This is a genomic window from Pseudomonas sp. W2I6 (assembly GCF_030815935.1).
Classification (GTDB): domain Bacteria; phylum Pseudomonadota; class Gammaproteobacteria; order Pseudomonadales; family Pseudomonadaceae; genus Aquipseudomonas.
In genome coordinates, this window is sequence record NZ_JAUSXJ010000001.1 from 3,119,819 (window position 1) to 3,135,758 (window position 15,940).

The following is a 15,940-nucleotide window of genomic DNA, read 5'->3' on the forward strand; positions in this document are numbered from 1 at the left end:
AGCCACCGAATGCATCAACTGATACACCGCTTTCGCGAGCAAGCCCGCTCCCACATTTTTGATCGTATTTCAGGTCAGATGACGAAGCGCGCCACCATCCCGTTCAAATCCACTGCCAGGCGCGACAGTTCGTGACTGGCGGCTGAGGTCTGATTGGCACCCGCCGCCGACTGCGTCGCCAGGTCGCGGATGTTCACCAGGTTGCGATCCACTTCGCGGGACACCTGAGCCTGTTCTTCCGAGGCACTGGCGATCACCAGGTTGCGCTCGTTGATCAGGCTGATGGACTGGGTGATCTGCTCCAGGGCCACACCGGCAGCCCGCGCCATTTCCAGGGTGCTTTGGGTGCGCTGGTTGCTCTGCTGCATGGACTGCACCGCTTCTCCCGTACCGCTCTGGATGCCGGCGACCATTTTCTCGATTTCCTGGGTCGACTGCGCCGTGCGATGGGCCAGGGCCCGCACTTCGTCCGCCACCACCGCAAAACCACGCCCGGCTTCACCGGCACGCGCCGCTTCAATCGCCGCGTTGAGTGCCAGCAGGTTGGTCTGCTCGGCAATCGCGCGAATCACATCCAGTACCTTGCCAATGTCACGGCCCTGGGTGGCCAGGCCTTCGATCAGCACCGAGGTGTTTTGCACGTCCTGGGTCATGGTCTGGATTGCGCCGACGGTTTCCACCACTCGGTCGCGCCCTTCCCGCGCAGCCTGATTGGACTGGCTGGAGGCCTCGGAGGTGGACACCGCGTTGCGCGCCACTTCTTCCACGGCGGCCGTCATTTCGTTGACCGCGGTGGCGGCCTGGTCGATTTCGTTGTTTTGCTGTTGCAGGCCTTTGGAGGCTTCTTCGGTGACGGCGCTGAGCTCTTCAGCGGCGGAGGCCAACTGCGTGGCTGAGCCGGCGATGTGCTGGATGGTCTGGCGCAGGTTGTTCTGCATCGCGGCCAAGGCGCCGATCAGGCGGGCCGGTTCGTCCTTGCCGTCGTCTTCGATCGCTTTGCTCAGGTTACCGCCAGCGATGGTTTCAGCAACCTCCAGCGCTTTGCGCAAGGGCGTCACGATACTGCGCGTCAGCAGCCAGGCCAGCAGTACGGTCATCAACGCAGCAATCACGGAGACTGCGATGATGCCAGTGATTGCATCCTGATAACTTTGCCCGGCCTCGGTGTCGGCCTGCTTCGCGTCAGCAGCGTTGATGGCGATCAGTTTATTCAACTGCTCGCCCATCTGGTCGGTGCCGTCCTTGATACGGCTATTGATCAAGGCACGCATCTCTTCGACCTTGTTCTGCTGTGAAAGGGCAACCATCTCGGCCTGGGCCTTCAGATAATTGTCGAGCGTGAGGGAGAACGTTTTGTACAGCGCCGCTTCTTCGTTCCCGGCTGGCATGCCTGCATAAGCGGCCTGTGCCGTCTTGACCTTGTCCACCAGCACACCCATGCGGGTTTGAGCCTCATCCAGAGCCGCCGGCTCACGGTTTACCAGCACACGAAAAGAGAGAATCCGCAGGCGCAGGACGTTTTCGGTCATGGTCGCCAGATACCCGACGCTGGGCAGTTGGTTGGAGCCCATGTCGACCGATGCCTGACGAATCAGGGTCATGCGGTTCGCCGCAAACACCCCAAGAATAACGACAAGCAACGCGATGAAGGCGAAACCGAGAAAAGCTCGAGGTGCGATATTCAGGTTACGAAGGGACATAGGGGGCGCTCTTAGAAGTAGTGGCTGCGAGCATCCCTGCCGCGACACGGTCAGTGGGCGTCAACGCGCCGCTCTGACCGGCTGGCGCCACTGTTGTAATAGGTATGTGGGCCTATAAACGGTATCGGCCGGCTTGAGGATTTAATGGGGGATGTTTCGAAATATTTTTTCACACTTCTGACAACTGGCACTTTCTGGCATCCTGCGCCTCCTTTTTCCTACCCGGGCCCGTATTTTGTCTGACACTCAAACCCCTCGCCCCCGTTATAAATCCGACCTGATCTACGGCCTCGACGACCGTCCGCACTTCAGCGCGGCGATATTTGCCGCCCTGCAGCACGTGCTGGCCAGCTTTGTCGGGATCATCACCCCGACGCTGATCGTCGGCGGCGTGCTGGGCCTGGAAAGCGAAGTGCCGTACCTGGTCAGCATGGCGTTGTTTGTGTCCGGGCTCGGCACCTTTGTGCAGGCCCGCAAGTTCGGTCCGGTGGGTTCGGGCCTGCTGTGCCTGCAAGGCACCAGTTTTTCGTTTATCAGCGTGATCCTCAGTGCCGGCTTCATGGTCAAGGCCCGGGGCGGCGGCACCGATGAGATCCTGTCGACGATCTTCGGCATCTGCTTCTTCGCGGCGTTTATCGAAGTGGTGCTCAGCCAGTTCATCGGCAAGCTGCGCAAGCTGATCACCCCGGTGGTCACCGGCACCATCATTACCTTGATGGGTTTGTCGCTGATCAAGGTGGCCGTCACCGACATGGCCGGCGGTTATGGCGCCAGCGACCTGGGCGCCGCCGGCAACATGGGCCTGGCGGCCCTGGTGCTGCTGACCATCGTGGTGCTCAACCGCTTCAACAACCCGTTCCTGCGCCTGGGTTCGATCGTGATCGGCCTGACCCTGGGTTTTGTGGTGGCCTGGTGGATGGGCCGCGTCGACCTGGGCGCCCTGCCCCAGTTGCCACTGATCAGCGTACCGGTGCCGTTCAAGTACGGTTTTTCGTTCGACTGGGTGGCGTTTATCCCGGTGGCGGTGATCTTCCTGATTTCGCCCCTGGAAGCCGCCGGTGACCTGACCGCCAACTCGATGATCTCGCAACAGCCGGTCAAGGGCCCGCTGTACATCAAGCGCATCAAGTCCGGCCTGCTGGCCGACGGCCTCAACTCGGTGATGGCGGCCACCTTCAACAGCTTGCCGATGGTGACCTTCGCCCAGAACAACGGGGTGATCCAGTTGACCGGCGTGGCCAGCCGTTATGTGGCGTACTTCATTGCCGGGCTGCTGGTGCTGCTGGGGCTGTTCCCGATGATCGGCGCGGTGTTGCAACTGATGCCCAAGCCGGTACTCGGTGGCGCCACGTTGATCATGTTCGGCACCGTGGCCGTGGCCGGGATCAAGATCCTCGCCGAAGCCGGGCTGCACCGGCGCAATGTGCTGATCGTGGCGATCTCCCTGGGCATGGGCCTGGGTGTGGCAGCAGTGCCGGAAGTACTGCGCGAGCTGCCCAAGGCACTGCACAACATCTTCGAGTCGCCGATCACCGTGGGGGCGTTCTGCGCTATCGTGCTGAACATCTTCCTGCCTGAGGAGTTCATAGAGTTGGAAGAAGATGAATTTGATCCGGAAGCCTCCACCCTCAAAGTGATGCAGGACCCGGACGTCACGAAATAGGAGAACCCGTTTTATGCGCAAGCTCATGGTTTTGTCACTGCTGCTACTCACCCTGAGCGCGTGCGCGCTGTTTCCCAATCGCGACCCGGTGAACATCAACGTGGTGGGCATCGAGCCGCTGCAGAGCCAGGACCTGGAAGTGCGTTTCGCGGTGAAGCTGCGGATACAAAATCCGAATGAAACAGCCATCGACTACAGCGGCGTGGCCCTGGACCTGGAGGTCAATGGCCGGCCGCTGGCGTCCGGGGTGAGTGACCAGGGTGGCTCGATCCCACGCTTTTCGGAGACGGTGCTGACGGTGCCGGTGAGCGTTTCGGCGTTTTCCGTTTTGCGCCAGACCCTTGGCTTGAGCCAGACCCAGAGTTTGAATAACCTGCCGTACGTGTTGCGCGGGAAACTCGCGGGTGGCCTGTTCGGCACCATGCGTTTTGTGGATCGCGGGACCCTGGACTTTCCCAACACTGCCACTTGGTAACGACATGGATGCGCAACCTACGCTGTATACCGAACGGCTGATCCTGCGGCCGTTGACGCTGGAGGATGCCGAGGGTGTCCAGCAGCAATTTCCGCACTGGGAAGTGGTGCGTTACCTGAATGCCCTGGTGCCCTGGCCGTACCCGGCGGATGGTGCGCGCAGCTATCTGGAGCATGTTGCATTGCCGGCGATGGCTCGGGGTGAGGAGTGGCATTGGTCGATTCGCCTGAAAAGCGCGCCTGGGGTGTTGATTGGTAATGTCAGCCTGATGGATGAGGTGGATAACAACCGCGGCTTTTGGCTGGCGCCGCAGTGGCAGGGCCAGGGGTTGATGGCCGAGGCCAGTGCGGCGGTGACCGAGTATTGGTTCCAGGTGCTGGGGCGACCGGTCATGCGGGTGCCCAAGGCGGCGCCGAACGTGGCGTCTCGCAGGATTTCCGAGCGGACGGGGATGCGGTTGGTCAGGACCGATGAGGGGCAGTTTGTCGCTGGGAGTTTGCCCAAGGATATCTGGGAGATTACCCGGGAGGAATGGCTGGGGAGTCGGCGGGGCTGAGGTGGGTTTTGGGTGTATATCCGTTATTTGGGTAACGGCTGATATGGGTTCCGCTCTTACAGCGGCTCACTTTTGAAGAGCGCAAAAGTAAGCAAAACGCTCTTGCCCCACCACTCGGCACCTCGCTAATGCTCGGTGTGCCCTCACTCCGGCTTTGGACCGTGGGCCGCCGTCATGGGCCATCCCTGGCCCAGGACGGCTAACCTGGCGTCCTGCCAGGTTACCCACGCTCCAAAGCCTGCGTTCGGCCAGCGTGGTTTAACGGGGCGGCGTTTTTCAAGGTAGTTGTCGCGTCCACCATCGTGCTACGCGACCTTGATGCTCACTGCCAGCTCCCTTTCGGGGTTCAGATATACCGTTCCGGCTGGCTTCCAGTTGCGTGTCTCACCAGACCAACGCTCCGGTCTCTTTTCTCTAGCTTGCCCGTAGATTGCATCGCGCCGGGCCAGGATTTCCCGGTCTTTTCCCTCGTGACGTTGAGCCGGTGTCACAAAACGGATTCGGCTATGACGATGCTCGGTGTTGTACCAGGTCATAAAGTCCCTCACCCAAACACGCGCATCATCCAGGCTGCTAAAACCATCTAGTGGCCACTGCGGGCAGTATTTCAGCGTCCTGAACAGTGATTCCGAATACGGGTTGTCATTGCTGACCCGCGGTCGACCACGAGATGGCGTGATGCCCAGATCGTACATCTTGGTCAGCAGCGTCACCGACTTCATCGGCGCGCCGTTGTCAGAGTGCAGCACCAGCGGCTGGCGCCAGCACTGTTCCCGGGTCACGCTTCGTTGCAGTAATACTGCTGCTTTTTCACCACTTTCTACGTCGTAAACTTCCCAGCCCACCGCCTTTCGGCTGTAGATATCTTCGATCAGGTAGAGGTAGTAAAACTTCCCTCGAACGGGTGACGGCAGGTACGTGATGTCCCACGACCACACCTGATTAGCGGCTGTCGCCGCATGAGTGGTGGGTGCCGGATGACGATGAGGTCGCTTGGCACGTGAACGACGATGTTGCTGGCCTGCGGCATGCAACACACGATAAAACGTCGCCTCTGAGGCTACATAACGCCCCTCGTCCGCCAGTTGTGGCACGATCTGACTCGGGGGCAGATGCGCGTAAGCCTTGCTGTTGCACAGCGCTACGATGGCCTGGCGCTCGGACTCGCTGAGCGCGTTGCTGGGCACGGGTCTTGAGGTTGTGGTACGCCCATCGGCCAGTATTTTTTCAGGCAAACTCCAGCGTTGCAGTGTCCGTAGCGAAATGCCGACCTCCAGACAAGCAGGCGCCCTGCGGGCGCCCGCCGCGATGGCTTCATTGAGCCAACCAACGAGTAAATACCGTTCTGGCAACAAGGTCAGTTGCCCTCGTCGTCGCTCCCCCAGTAGGCATTGAGCTTTTTTCGCAACACCAGTAACGCCGCTGTCTCAGCCAATGCCGCATCCTTGCGCCGCAGTTCGCGCTCAAGCTCGCGGATACGGTTTTTATCGTTCTTCGACTGGCCGGTGTTTACATTTTTAACCTTTGTTTGCTGGGTGCTACTGGCGATAAATGCATTGCGCCAATCAGTGATTTGCTCAGGAAAAATCCCTTTTCGCCGGCAGTACTCACCCAGTTCCAGCTCTGACAGAGCTGCTGTTTCTATGATGACCGCCATTTTGGATTCGGCTGACCAATTCTCAACAGGTTGTTTGGTGTCGGACAATTGCGTTCCTCTGGCAGCGGCTTGCTTGCGCCAATAATGGAGAGACATATCGCTGCAACCTTCGCGGCGAGCGACCTCCGCCGCCGAGAGGCTCAGGGGCGGAAGCATCATTTTTAGCAGCGCAGCTTTGCGCTCTTCTGAGTAGAAAGGCATGACCATACTCTTGCCGCCCCCGGAATGTTTTTAAAAAAGTGGGGGCACGACAACTACCCTGACACCGGGGGGGGGCGCCCAAGATCAAGATCAAAAGCAGATCAAAAGCACAGCGGCCTACCGGCCGGCTTGAGTGTTAAAAGCAAAAGCAAAAACCAGAGCGAAAACAGATCTGCTTTTCTGTGGGAGCGGGCTTGCTCGCGAAAAACCTGAGAGCGCCGCGTTGAATCAGGATGCCAGCGTCATCGTTAACGACCTTCGCGAGCAAGCCCGCTCCCACATTTGGACCGTGCCCGCTTTAGCTTTTGATTTGCTCTTCAACACTCAAGCCGGCCGGGAGGCCGCTGTGCTTTTGCTTTTGCTTTTGATTTTGATCTGACTGCCCCAATAAGCCCGAGGCCGAACGCAGGTATTGCGGAGCGGCTAAACCGGCAGGACGCCGGTTTAGCCGCGCCGGGCCATGGATGGCCCGTCGCGGCGGCCCGCGGAGCAATGCCGGAGTGAGGGAACACCGAGCCTAGGCGAGGTGCCGACAGGCGGGGCAGAGCCCTTTGCTTACTTTGGGGCTTTTCCAAAGTGAGCCGCTGTAAGAGCGGAACCATAAGCCGCCGTTACCGAAGAAACGGATATGTACTCAGTCAACAATAAACCGCACCCCCGCCCTAACCCGCTCATCCACGATCAATTCGAAAATATCCGGCCGGGCATAATGCCCAACCACATCATAGTCATACCGCGCCCGCACCAAATCATCCGTATCAATCCGCGCCACCAGCAACCCCGCCCCACCGAGCAATGGCCCGGCAAGAACGTCCCCCATGGGCCCGACAATCACACTGCCCCCCGCGATCAGAGGCCGATCCACCGGCCAGTTCTCCACCTCCACACCCAACGCCTGGGGTGACGCCTGCACCTGACACGCACTCACCACAAAACACCGCCCCTCATGGGCAATATGCCGCATGCTCACCTGCCACATTTCCCGCTCATCCACCGTCGGCGCGCACCACACTTCAACACCCTTGGCGTACATCGCGGTGCGCAACAACGGCATCATGTTCTCCCAGCACACGGCGCCACCGATGCGCCCTACCGCGGCATCAACCACCGGCAACGTCGAACCATCACCCTTGCCCCAGATCAGCCGCTCAGTGCCGGTAGGCATCAATTTGCGATGCCTGGCCACCAACCCGCCCACCGGTTCGAAATACAGCACCGTGCAATACAACGTGCTGCCACTGCGCTCGATCACGCCCAACACCAGGCTCGCCCCGGTACGCGCCGACAAGCCGGCCAACGCTTCGGTCTCCACGCCCGGCACATCAATCGCATTGGCAAAATATCGCGCAAAGGCCTCACGCCCTTCAGGCAGGCGATAACCCAGCTGGGTGCCGAAGCCCTCACCCTTGGGATAACCCCCGAGCAACGCTTCCGGCATCACCACCAGTTGCGCACCGCTGCGCAGGATTTCGTCCTCGTAGGACAGGATCTGTTCCAGGGTCTCAGCCTTGCCACCCGGCAAGGAACCGATTTGCAGCGCAGCCACGGTAGAAACAGGCATCACGATCACTCCGTATCAATGGGGGTTGCCCATTCTCCGGCCAGCGGCAATCATGAATAAAGCCCGCTTCGCTGCTAACTGATATGAGCCATATGAATATCGCCAACGTCGATCTCAACCTGCTGAAAACCTTCGAGGCCCTGCACGACGAATCCAGTGCCAGCCGTGCCGCCCTGCGCCTTGGCGTCACGCAGTCGGCGATCAGTGCAGCCCTGCGCCGCTTGCGCGATGTGTACGGCGATCAGTTGTTCGTGCGTACCGGCCGGGGCCTGGCGCCCACCTTGCGGGCCAATCAGTTGAAGCCGGTGATCAGCGAAGCCCTGGATCGCTGCCGCCAGAGCCTGGCGATGGTGGATCCCCTGGGCAATCACTATCGGGGCCGTTCGGTGGTGGTGGGGTTATCGGATGATTTCGAAATCGCCTACGGCCGGCGGCTGATTGAAGAGATTGCCCGGCGTGCGCCAAAGCTGCGGTTGATGTTCCGCCAGACCCACAGCCAGATCGTTGCCGACGCCCTGCTCGACCGCAGCCTGGACCTGGCAATCACCGCCGGCGGGTTTGCCGAGCGCCGGTTGAGCCGGCAGGTATTGGGGGAAGGCCATTACGCGTGCCTGGTGGACCCCGACAGCCTGGCGCCGGGACAACAGGCCATCGACCTCGACGAGTTCGTCAGGCGCGAGCATGTGCTGGTGTCATCCGGCGGGTTTATCGGGATCACCGACGAGGGCCTGGCCGCGCAGGGGCTGAGCCGCCACGTAGGTGCCTCGACCACGCACTTCGCGGCGCTGCCGTTCCTGCTCAAGGGCAGCCAGGCGGTGGCGACCATCCCCGGCCATGCGGCCCAGGCCATCGCGCAGATGACCGGACTGAGGGAGCTGCCTTGCCCGCTGGCGCTGCCGCGTTACCCGGTGGAGCTGGGCTGGCGCACCCAGGCGCAACTGGATCCGTTGCTGCTCAAGGTGCGCGAGGCAATCGAGGCTTGTTTTACTTCGCCGCCATCAGGCGATTGACTTCACTGCGCACCATGTTCGAGAACTCCGGCGGTGACATGCCGTCCAGTTCTGCACGCACCCATTCGGCCCATTTGCCCTTGCGCTTGGCGCGTTCGCCAAACAGGCGGGCGGCCTCACCCTTGGCCTTGCCCAGGTTGCTTTGCCAGAGGTCGTAGAGACGGGACTTTTCATCTTCCAGCGCGGCGCGCTCGGCGAGGGGCTTGTTGGCCAGATTGAAGCTCATGTTGAATTACCTGCTGCACAAATAGGTGACATCTTACACTGTAGGTTGAAATTTCCTGGCCTGGATTTCTCCTAAGCTGACCACAGGAAAAAAACTGCAACTTTTGCCCGCTTCAAACACTCCATTCTTCATCAAGCGCATTCATTGCCACATTCACCCGCAAGGAGTTAACCCAATGGCTCGCAAATCTGCCGCCCAAGCCGTCGAAGACCAAATCAAGGACCAAGCCTTCAGTGAACTGACCGCACTGATCGAAGAATCGGACAAGCTGCTCAAAAGCAGCGCGTCACTGGTGGGAGAAGAAGGTGAAACCCTGCGTGAACAGGTCGCCATCAAGCTCAAGCAGGCGCTGGACTCGGTGTCCAATGTGCGCGAGCGCAGCAAGCCGGTGGTGGATGCCACCGAAACCTATATCGGTGGCCACCCATGGCAGACCGTGGCGATTTCCGCCGGGTTTGGCCTGGTAGTCGGCCTGTTGCTGGGCCGCCGCAACTGATCTGATGCAACGGCTGCGCCCTCCCCGGGCGCAGCGCGCTTCAGGCCTGTGCCAACACCCGCAACCGACTCAATTCCTGCGTTTCGATCTCGATCCCGCCTGCCTGCGACTTCGCCCGTGTGCGATGGCGCCGATCCCCCGGCAAACGCCGCAACCCTGCCGCATGCATCTGTCGCACCAATTCCTGGCTGCGCTCGGCGAAGCTCTGCCCGGCGGTCTTGCTCGGGTCGATCACGATCAGCAGTTGGCCGGTCCATGGGGTGCGGGCGCCGGGGTGATCGGACCAGTTGAACTCAAACGAGAAGTTACCGCCCGTGAGGGCTGCCGCCAGCAGCTCGACCATCATCGACAGGGCCGACCCCTTGTGCCCGCCAAACGGCAGCAGTGCGCCGCCTTCGAGGATCGCCTTGGGGTCCTGGGTCGGTTGGCCGAGGCTGTCCACGCCCATGCCGGGTGGCAAGCGCTCGCCCTTGCGCGCGGCAATCTGCACGTCGCCATGGGCGATGGCGCTGGTGGCCAGGTCAAACACGATCGGCAGGCCATCGGCGCGGGGCGCGGCGAAGGCAATGGGGTTGGTGCCGAACAGCGGGCGGTCGGCGCCGTGGGGCACCACGCAAGTCATGCTGTTGACCACGCTCAAGGCCACCAGGCCTTCTTCAGCAAAAGGCTCGACATCCGGCCAAAGCGCCGCGAAGTGGTGGGAGTTATGGATCGCCAGCAAGGCAATCCCGGCACTGCGGGCCTTTTCCACCAACAGCGCACGGGCGGCTTGCAGTGCGGGCTGGGCGAAGCCGTTGCCGGCATCCACTCGCACAAATCCGCTGGCCACATCCTCGACCACCGGCACCGCCTTGCCGTTGACCCAGCCACTGGCCAGGGTCGAGACGTAACCGGGGATACGGAATACACCGTGGCTGTGGGCACCGTCGCGTTCGGCGCTGGCGCAGTTCTCGGCCAGCACCTGGGCCACATCGGCCGACGTACCGTGGCGGACAAACACCTGGCGCAGCAGGTCGGTCAATTGCGCATAACTGAGTCGCTCTGATGAAGACTCGACATCCAAAGGCGATGCAGACATCTGAAGCTCCCGTTTAATTATTGGAATGGGCAACAGCGTACAAGAATCGGTCCGTCGATTAGACAGGGTTTGCCCCATGGCTGTCGACAGGGAGCGCCAGACATATCTAGCCCCTCGTGGCGCCAGGCCTGGATAGGTTGCAGGCACGCAACTCTTCAAGGATCAGGATGATGAGCCACACCCCTCTCCCGTATTTTTTCCCCGAAGCCATGCGCGTGGGCTGGAGGGCGCTGGACCGTGAGCGCCAGCTGAACATCGACAGCAGGGACATCGAGTTTCTCGGCAAGGTGTTTTTTGCCAGCGATGCAGGCCGTCGCCAACAGTCGCCGCCAATGATCGCGCAGCGCATCTGGTTGAATAAAAGCACTGCCAATGCCGTCGAACTGGCCGGCAGCTTCATGATGAGTTCAACCAGCGCCTACCCACATGCCTGGCTCTACACCCCGTACGGCGGCCTGGAAAAATTCGACAGCCCCGCCCACTTGCTGACAGCACTGACCGAGCGCTTGAAAACCCCGGACAGCGCCACGCAACTGCTGTACTTCCTGCCCTTGCAGCAACAACCATCGCCGCTACTCGACAACCGACTGGTGCTGACACCGGAGGCCATGCTCGACGACGTATTGGGTGAACAGGAAAAAACCCTCAGGCGCTATCAGGAGAATAATCGCCAGGCGCTGCTGGCGGCGTTGAAACAGTTGCCCCCCCTCGGCGCCCTGCTTTCAAAACTGCTCGAAAGCGTCTGCCGCCCACTGTTCCCCGGGCTCAGCCCCGGCGAAGCCCACGTGAGTTTTTTCGCCATACAGCCCGTTGGGTACACGGTGCCTCGCTGGCTCGACTCGCTGCAACTCAATGACGCGGTGCTGTTGTACTACCGTGAACAAGCCTGGCCCGCCGGGCAAACCCGGGAGTTTTTCCACCCCAAGCGGCCTGCCGACGCCAAAGCCCGCGACACGCAGCGTTGGGAAAGCGCGATCAAACAAGCAGCCGGCCAACTGATCCCGTTCCTGCACAGTGCACTGGAGACGTTCTGGAACAGCGAGATCGCACCGGGCGTGTCGCGTCGGGCCTGGTTCGCCCGGGCCATGGCCGCCAATGCGCAACTGGATCTGCTGTTCAAGCGCCAGCAATCCATCATCAGTCCGGAGCAAAGCCGCGCATTGGCAGCGCTGTACTCTTCCCGGGGTAACGAGGCCCCCCCGAACAGCCAGACGCTGCGCGTCGAGAACGTACAGATCTGGGAGCAGCCGAGCAACGCCGTCGAGCTGGCCAGCACCTTGATGATCGGCAATTCGCAGACCTTTCTCTACACCCCCGAGAAGGGCCTGCAGGTGCTCGGGACCTACGACGATCTGATGGACACCCTCAAGGCCATGGTCAAGGCACCAGGCTATGAAGACGACCTCTACAACCTGATGTCCCTGGAGGAGCGGGCGCTGTTTGTGGGGTTCAAGACGCCGCAGTTTTCCGGCACTCCCATCGCCGGCAATCTGTTTGAGCAGGTGCTCGAAACGATCATCGGCAAGCAGCAACAGAACCTACGCTACGCACTCGACCTGTACCGACGCACCCGCGCCGGCATTGACCCCTCCGCCTTGCTCGACTACGCGCTGGATGTGCGGTACATGGTCGACAGCCACCTCCCGGGCCTGGATACCGCGGGACGCTGGACGCCTCATTCGGTACTGGCCGACCCGACTCGCCCGGTGTCGCTGGCCGCCGAACGTGCCGCCCTGCTGCAAAAGCAGATGACCGATATCCAGGACACGCTGGCAACCCAGGTGCGAGCGCAACCCACATTGGCCAACACCGTCAATCAGGCGCTCACCGCCGAGTTCAACGGCCGCGGCTTGACTGGCCACGATCCCGGCAAGATCTACGTCAATCGCTACGCCGCCAGCGCAAGCGCGACACCCGCCACTGCGCCCTTGGAAAGCCAGAGCCTGCGCAGTTACTTTCTTGCGCGCCTGATACACAAGCGCGGGCCGATTCCGCAAACGCCGCACTATGGCCTTTACGCCAGCCAGGTCGATGGGGCTGTCACACCGCTGGGCGGCCTGGACATAGCGCAAGCCAACGCAGTGCTCGATGCCGCACTGGTCAAGTTTCATCACTCCAACATTGCCGATATTCCCCGCGAATACCTGGAACAGCTCAAGGCGCCGATGGCCCATGCCATGGCGGTGGCGATCCAGGGCGAAGCCAGGCTCAGGCGCCTCAACAACAGCCTGGACGCGCGTGATGAGGCGATCGCGCAGACGGTGTTTGATCTTCAACACCCTGATCGCCGCCGGCGCCAGGGCCTGGGTGGATTCATCCCGGATGCCTATGCGTTGACCGTCGAACCCGAGGGCCTGACGCAACGGGTGCCCCTGGCGCATTGCTTGATGCTCACCGAACGCGGTGGCCTGGCCCCGTCCCACTCAGGCCGGGCCGTGCTGTGGACGCCGGCGCGCGGCCTGGAGAGTTTCGCCAATGTCAGCCAGTTGCAGACAGAACTGCAACGACGACTGGCCGCCCCGGACCTTCGCAGGCAGCTACTGGCCAATCTCGACCCGCGCTATCTCAAACCGCACCAGGCCTGCGCACTCGGTCAGTTCATGCTGATCAACGGCCCGGTCGCACAGCACTGCCAGCAGTCCTGGATTGATCATTACCGGGCACAACGGGCTCACTGCCTCACCCTGACGCTCTCAGGGGACGCCTTGCTGAAGCGTCTCGGGGGGCTGGAAAAGGCCTTGCCGGCCAACGACCTGGGCCATGCCTCACAAATCGCCCAGACCTTCATGGCACAACAATCACTGCCCGCCTGGCTGGGGATGGCGTCTGTCAGCCAACAGCGTCGCCATGTCGAAATCCTTGAGCAATACCGCCACAGCCTCACGGACGACAAGGACTACCTTGACGATTTCCTGCCGCTGCCAGCGTATCTCGGCAGCAAGCTCATCGACTTGTTGCAGCCCTATGACGTGCGCCCGCAAGACGTCTACATCCTGCCCAAGCTGGTATTGGCCGGCCAGCGGCAGAACCTGGTGGACTACGCCCTCAATCACGTCAGCCAGCAAGCTGCTGCATTCGATGTCGAGTCCACAGCCGCCGGCCTGACACCTGCTGTGGTGCGCCAGATCCTCGCGCGCCTGCCCCTCAAGCAGGACCACCAGGCTTGCCTGGTCGAAAAACTCACCCCGGGCAAGCCGGGCGCAGATGTGCGGGAGCGCCGGTTTATTCGGCAACTGCCCTGGCAACTGTTGCAAAATGCCCACGCGCTGAGGCTGCAGGAACTGTTATCACCTGCGGGCCTGAGCCTGGTCGAACAGGTCCTCGACATGCCGGACGCGCTCGCCCGCGCAGCGGTCGAGGGCGCGACCTCGACAGTGCGTCCGCTGGAGTTGATCGCCACGGCGGGGGCCCGGTCCATCAAGGCCCTTGGGGTCTACTTGATCAGTGCCGTCGAAAGCACTCCGCTGGTGATGTATGCGCCCTATGGGCCGCAACAGGCGTTCCAGGAGTTCGACAACGAGGCGGATCTGATTCGCCGGCTCAACCTGCCCGGCCCCTTGCAGGACTGGGTGATCGGTCGCCTGCCAGAGGCTGAGCAAGCCACGTATAGACACCTCTGGGCCAGCACGGTCGGGGGAACCTCGGAAATCACCCTGGGGGCCAATCCGATCAGGGCCCACGCCCTCAAGCAGTTGTACCGCGACAACATCGGATTGATCTCGAACCTGTTTGAACAGCAATCCCAGGCCAACGGCCGGTCAGCCTGGGACACCCTCAAAGCCTTGTTCAGCAGCGGACTGCAGCACGCGCAGGCGTTGCTGCCGGGCAAACTGATGGTGCCGCTGGTGATCTGGCAAAGCTACAAACTGTTCCAGGCCTCTGCCGAAGACTTGCAGCAACACCGCTGGCGCGAGGCGCTGCAAACCTTCATCGGCGGTGTCGCGCAAATGGCCTCGATCCGCGCATTGATGGATGAACCCTCGACACCAGGCACCGCCCCCGCGCAACCCGCGCCGACGCAAACGGCCAGTGCCTGGCACGACATCGACGTCACCGCCCGGGCCCGAACCCGGCTGCAAGCGTACGAAGCCTGCGACATCAGCCTGGAGGGCCTGACGGCAGGCAACACGGGCGTCTACACAGCGACGGACAACCGGCATTACCTGCCGTGCGCAGGCAAGGTCTACCGCGCCAGGCAGGTCGAAGGCCATTGGCGGCTTTTCAGTGCACGGTCCAAAGGACCGTTTGTGCGCCTGGATGCCAACCGCAAATGGACCCTGGACCCGGGCGCATCGGTTCGCCGCCACGGCCCCGGATGGAGTGCAATGATGGACCGCCGTGAGGTGCGGACAGCCGTGGACCAGGTGATGAACGTCGAGGCCCGCGGCCTGGCCGAGATTCGGCGTGTGTCGCCCTCCAGGGCCCAGGCGATCGTCGAGGCACTGGACCTGGCAACCTTCTACCTGCACAACTGCCAGCAGAACCTGAAGCTGCTCGACCACCAGTATCCGCCCGTGACCCGGGTGCACCGCTTCATCAACCGCTTCTTCGGCATCCCGATAGACGCCGACACCGGCCCGGCCAAATTTCCGCCAACCCTCGCGCAAAAGCTCATGGACACGGTGACCGCCCTCCTCGATGAGGCGCTGGAGCCGGCACTCTACTCGCTCAATTCCCGGCGTTTCGTCTCCGGTGCGCATATTGCCGAACCCGAACGGCACTGGGCGTTTACCATTGACGGTGACCCGGATCGTCGCATCTATCTCACCGAAAACTTCTTCAACCCGCCCACAGCCGATTTCGAAGGGCACCTGATCAATCACTTCGATCAAAGAGCCCATGCCCGCGCGACTACGTTGATTCATGAGTTGACCCATATCGTGAGCAATACCGCCGACGTCGCCTACCTCAATTCCACATCACCTTTTTCCGACCTGATTGAAGTACAGACCCAAGCCGGTCGCGATCTTCAGGACTGGCTGCGCAACGTGCAGGAGAATGCGTACTCGATCAACACGCCTGTTGGGCAATTGTTCAAATCAACGGACGCGTGGGGGCCTACCGGATTCGACCTGGGGACCGACCCGGAAGATGACTACATCAAGCAGCAGATTCTTGCCACGACCGGAGGCGTGGACTTGAGCAATGCGCGGGGAATTTTCAAAACCAACCTGACGCGGCGGTTCAACACACAGATGGATAACGCCGACTCACTGACCTTGCTGATCACCACCCTGGGGCGCCAGCTGGACCCCGTGCCTTCGATTGCCGAAGCCACACCGTAACAGACAGGGTGCGGGCCGAACGCCCGCACCCG

At 61.4% G+C, this 15,940-nt stretch carries 12 protein-coding genes; 7 read left to right on the top strand and 5 right to left on the bottom strand.

Annotated features, from left to right (window positions below; translation table 11 throughout):
• Window positions 1-74 precede the first annotated feature (74 nt).
• Window positions 75-1,700, bottom strand: a complete 1,626-nt coding sequence (locus QF039_RS14635; protein WP_177039745.1) for a methyl-accepting chemotaxis protein — start codon at window positions 1,698-1,700, stop codon at window positions 75-77.
• Between the two features lie 235 nt (window positions 1,701-1,935).
• On the opposite strand from QF039_RS14635, the gene QF039_RS14640 reads away from it, so the two are divergent.
• The 3 genes from QF039_RS14640 to QF039_RS14650 are packed head-to-tail and all read left to right on the top strand — an operon-like array spanning window position 1,936 to window position 4,394.
• Entirely contained in the window at window positions 1,936-3,363 is a 1,428-nt protein-coding gene (locus QF039_RS14640) for a nucleobase:cation symporter-2 family protein (protein WP_008431217.1), read from the top strand.
• 13 nt (window positions 3,364-3,376) lie between these two features.
• Window positions 3,377-3,838, top strand: coding sequence for an LEA type 2 family protein (locus QF039_RS14645; RefSeq protein WP_003214086.1), 462 nt, complete (start codon window positions 3,377-3,379; stop codon window positions 3,836-3,838).
• Between the two features lie 4 nt (window positions 3,839-3,842).
• A complete protein-coding gene (locus tag QF039_RS14650; RefSeq protein WP_177021192.1) occupies window positions 3,843-4,394 on the top strand; it encodes a GNAT family N-acetyltransferase in 552 nt (183 codons plus the stop codon).
• Between the two features lie 305 nt (window positions 4,395-4,699).
• On the opposite strand, the gene QF039_RS14655 is transcribed toward QF039_RS14650, so the two are convergent.
• A protein-coding gene (locus QF039_RS14655) for an IS3 family transposase (RefSeq protein WP_307517254.1) occupies window positions 4,700-6,252 on the bottom strand; the annotation gives its coding sequence in 2 pieces (ribosomal slippage) (window positions 4,700-5,790 and window positions 5,790-6,252; 1,554 coding nt in all).
• A 133-nt stretch (window positions 6,253-6,385) separates the two neighbouring features.
• Between QF039_RS14655 and QF039_RS14660 the strand changes: the two genes are divergently transcribed.
• Window positions 6,386-6,631 carry a hypothetical protein gene (locus tag QF039_RS14660; RefSeq protein WP_158660299.1) on the top strand — a complete coding sequence of 82 codons (246 nt, stop codon included), beginning with the start codon at window positions 6,386-6,388 and terminating at the stop codon, window positions 6,629-6,631.
• Window positions 6,632-6,886: 255 nt separating this feature from the next.
• On the opposite strand, the gene QF039_RS14665 is transcribed toward QF039_RS14660, so the two are convergent.
• Window positions 6,887-7,813: a carbon-nitrogen hydrolase family protein gene (locus QF039_RS14665; protein WP_307519102.1), complete on the bottom strand. Its 927-nt coding sequence runs from the start codon at window positions 7,811-7,813 to the stop codon at window positions 6,887-6,889.
• 92 nt (window positions 7,814-7,905) lie between these two features.
• On the opposite strand from QF039_RS14665, the gene QF039_RS14670 reads away from it, so the two are divergent.
• On the top strand, window positions 7,906-8,823 hold the full coding sequence (locus QF039_RS14670; protein ID WP_177040546.1) for a LysR substrate-binding domain-containing protein: 918 nt from the start codon (window positions 7,906-7,908) through the stop codon (window positions 8,821-8,823).
• On the opposite strand, the gene QF039_RS14675 is transcribed toward QF039_RS14670, so the two are convergent.
• Window positions 8,798-9,049, bottom strand: coding sequence for a hypothetical protein (locus tag QF039_RS14675; RefSeq protein WP_003217960.1), 252 nt, complete (start codon window positions 9,047-9,049; stop codon window positions 8,798-8,800). The two genes, QF039_RS14670 and QF039_RS14675, sit on opposite strands and share 26 nt — an antisense overlap.
• A 175-nt stretch (window positions 9,050-9,224) precedes the next feature.
• Here QF039_RS14675 and QF039_RS14680 point away from each other — a divergent pair, with 175 nt between their 5' ends.
• Window positions 9,225-9,545, top strand: coding sequence for a YqjD family protein (locus QF039_RS14680; protein ID WP_003217958.1), 321 nt, complete (start codon window positions 9,225-9,227; stop codon window positions 9,543-9,545).
• A 40-nt stretch (window positions 9,546-9,585) separates the two neighbouring features.
• On the opposite strand, the gene QF039_RS14685 is transcribed toward QF039_RS14680, so the two are convergent.
• Window positions 9,586-10,623: an Ldh family oxidoreductase gene (locus QF039_RS14685; RefSeq protein ID WP_134326783.1), complete on the bottom strand. Its 1,038-nt coding sequence runs from the start codon at window positions 10,621-10,623 to the stop codon at window positions 9,586-9,588.
• Between the two features lie 170 nt (window positions 10,624-10,793).
• On the opposite strand from QF039_RS14685, the gene QF039_RS14690 reads away from it, so the two are divergent.
• The gene (locus QF039_RS14690; RefSeq protein ID WP_307519107.1) at window positions 10,794-15,908 is read left to right on the top strand and encodes a dermonecrotic toxin domain-containing protein; all 5,115 of its coding nucleotides are present in this window, start codon (window positions 10,794-10,796) and stop codon (window positions 15,906-15,908) included.
• Window positions 15,909-15,940: the final 32 nt, after the last annotated feature.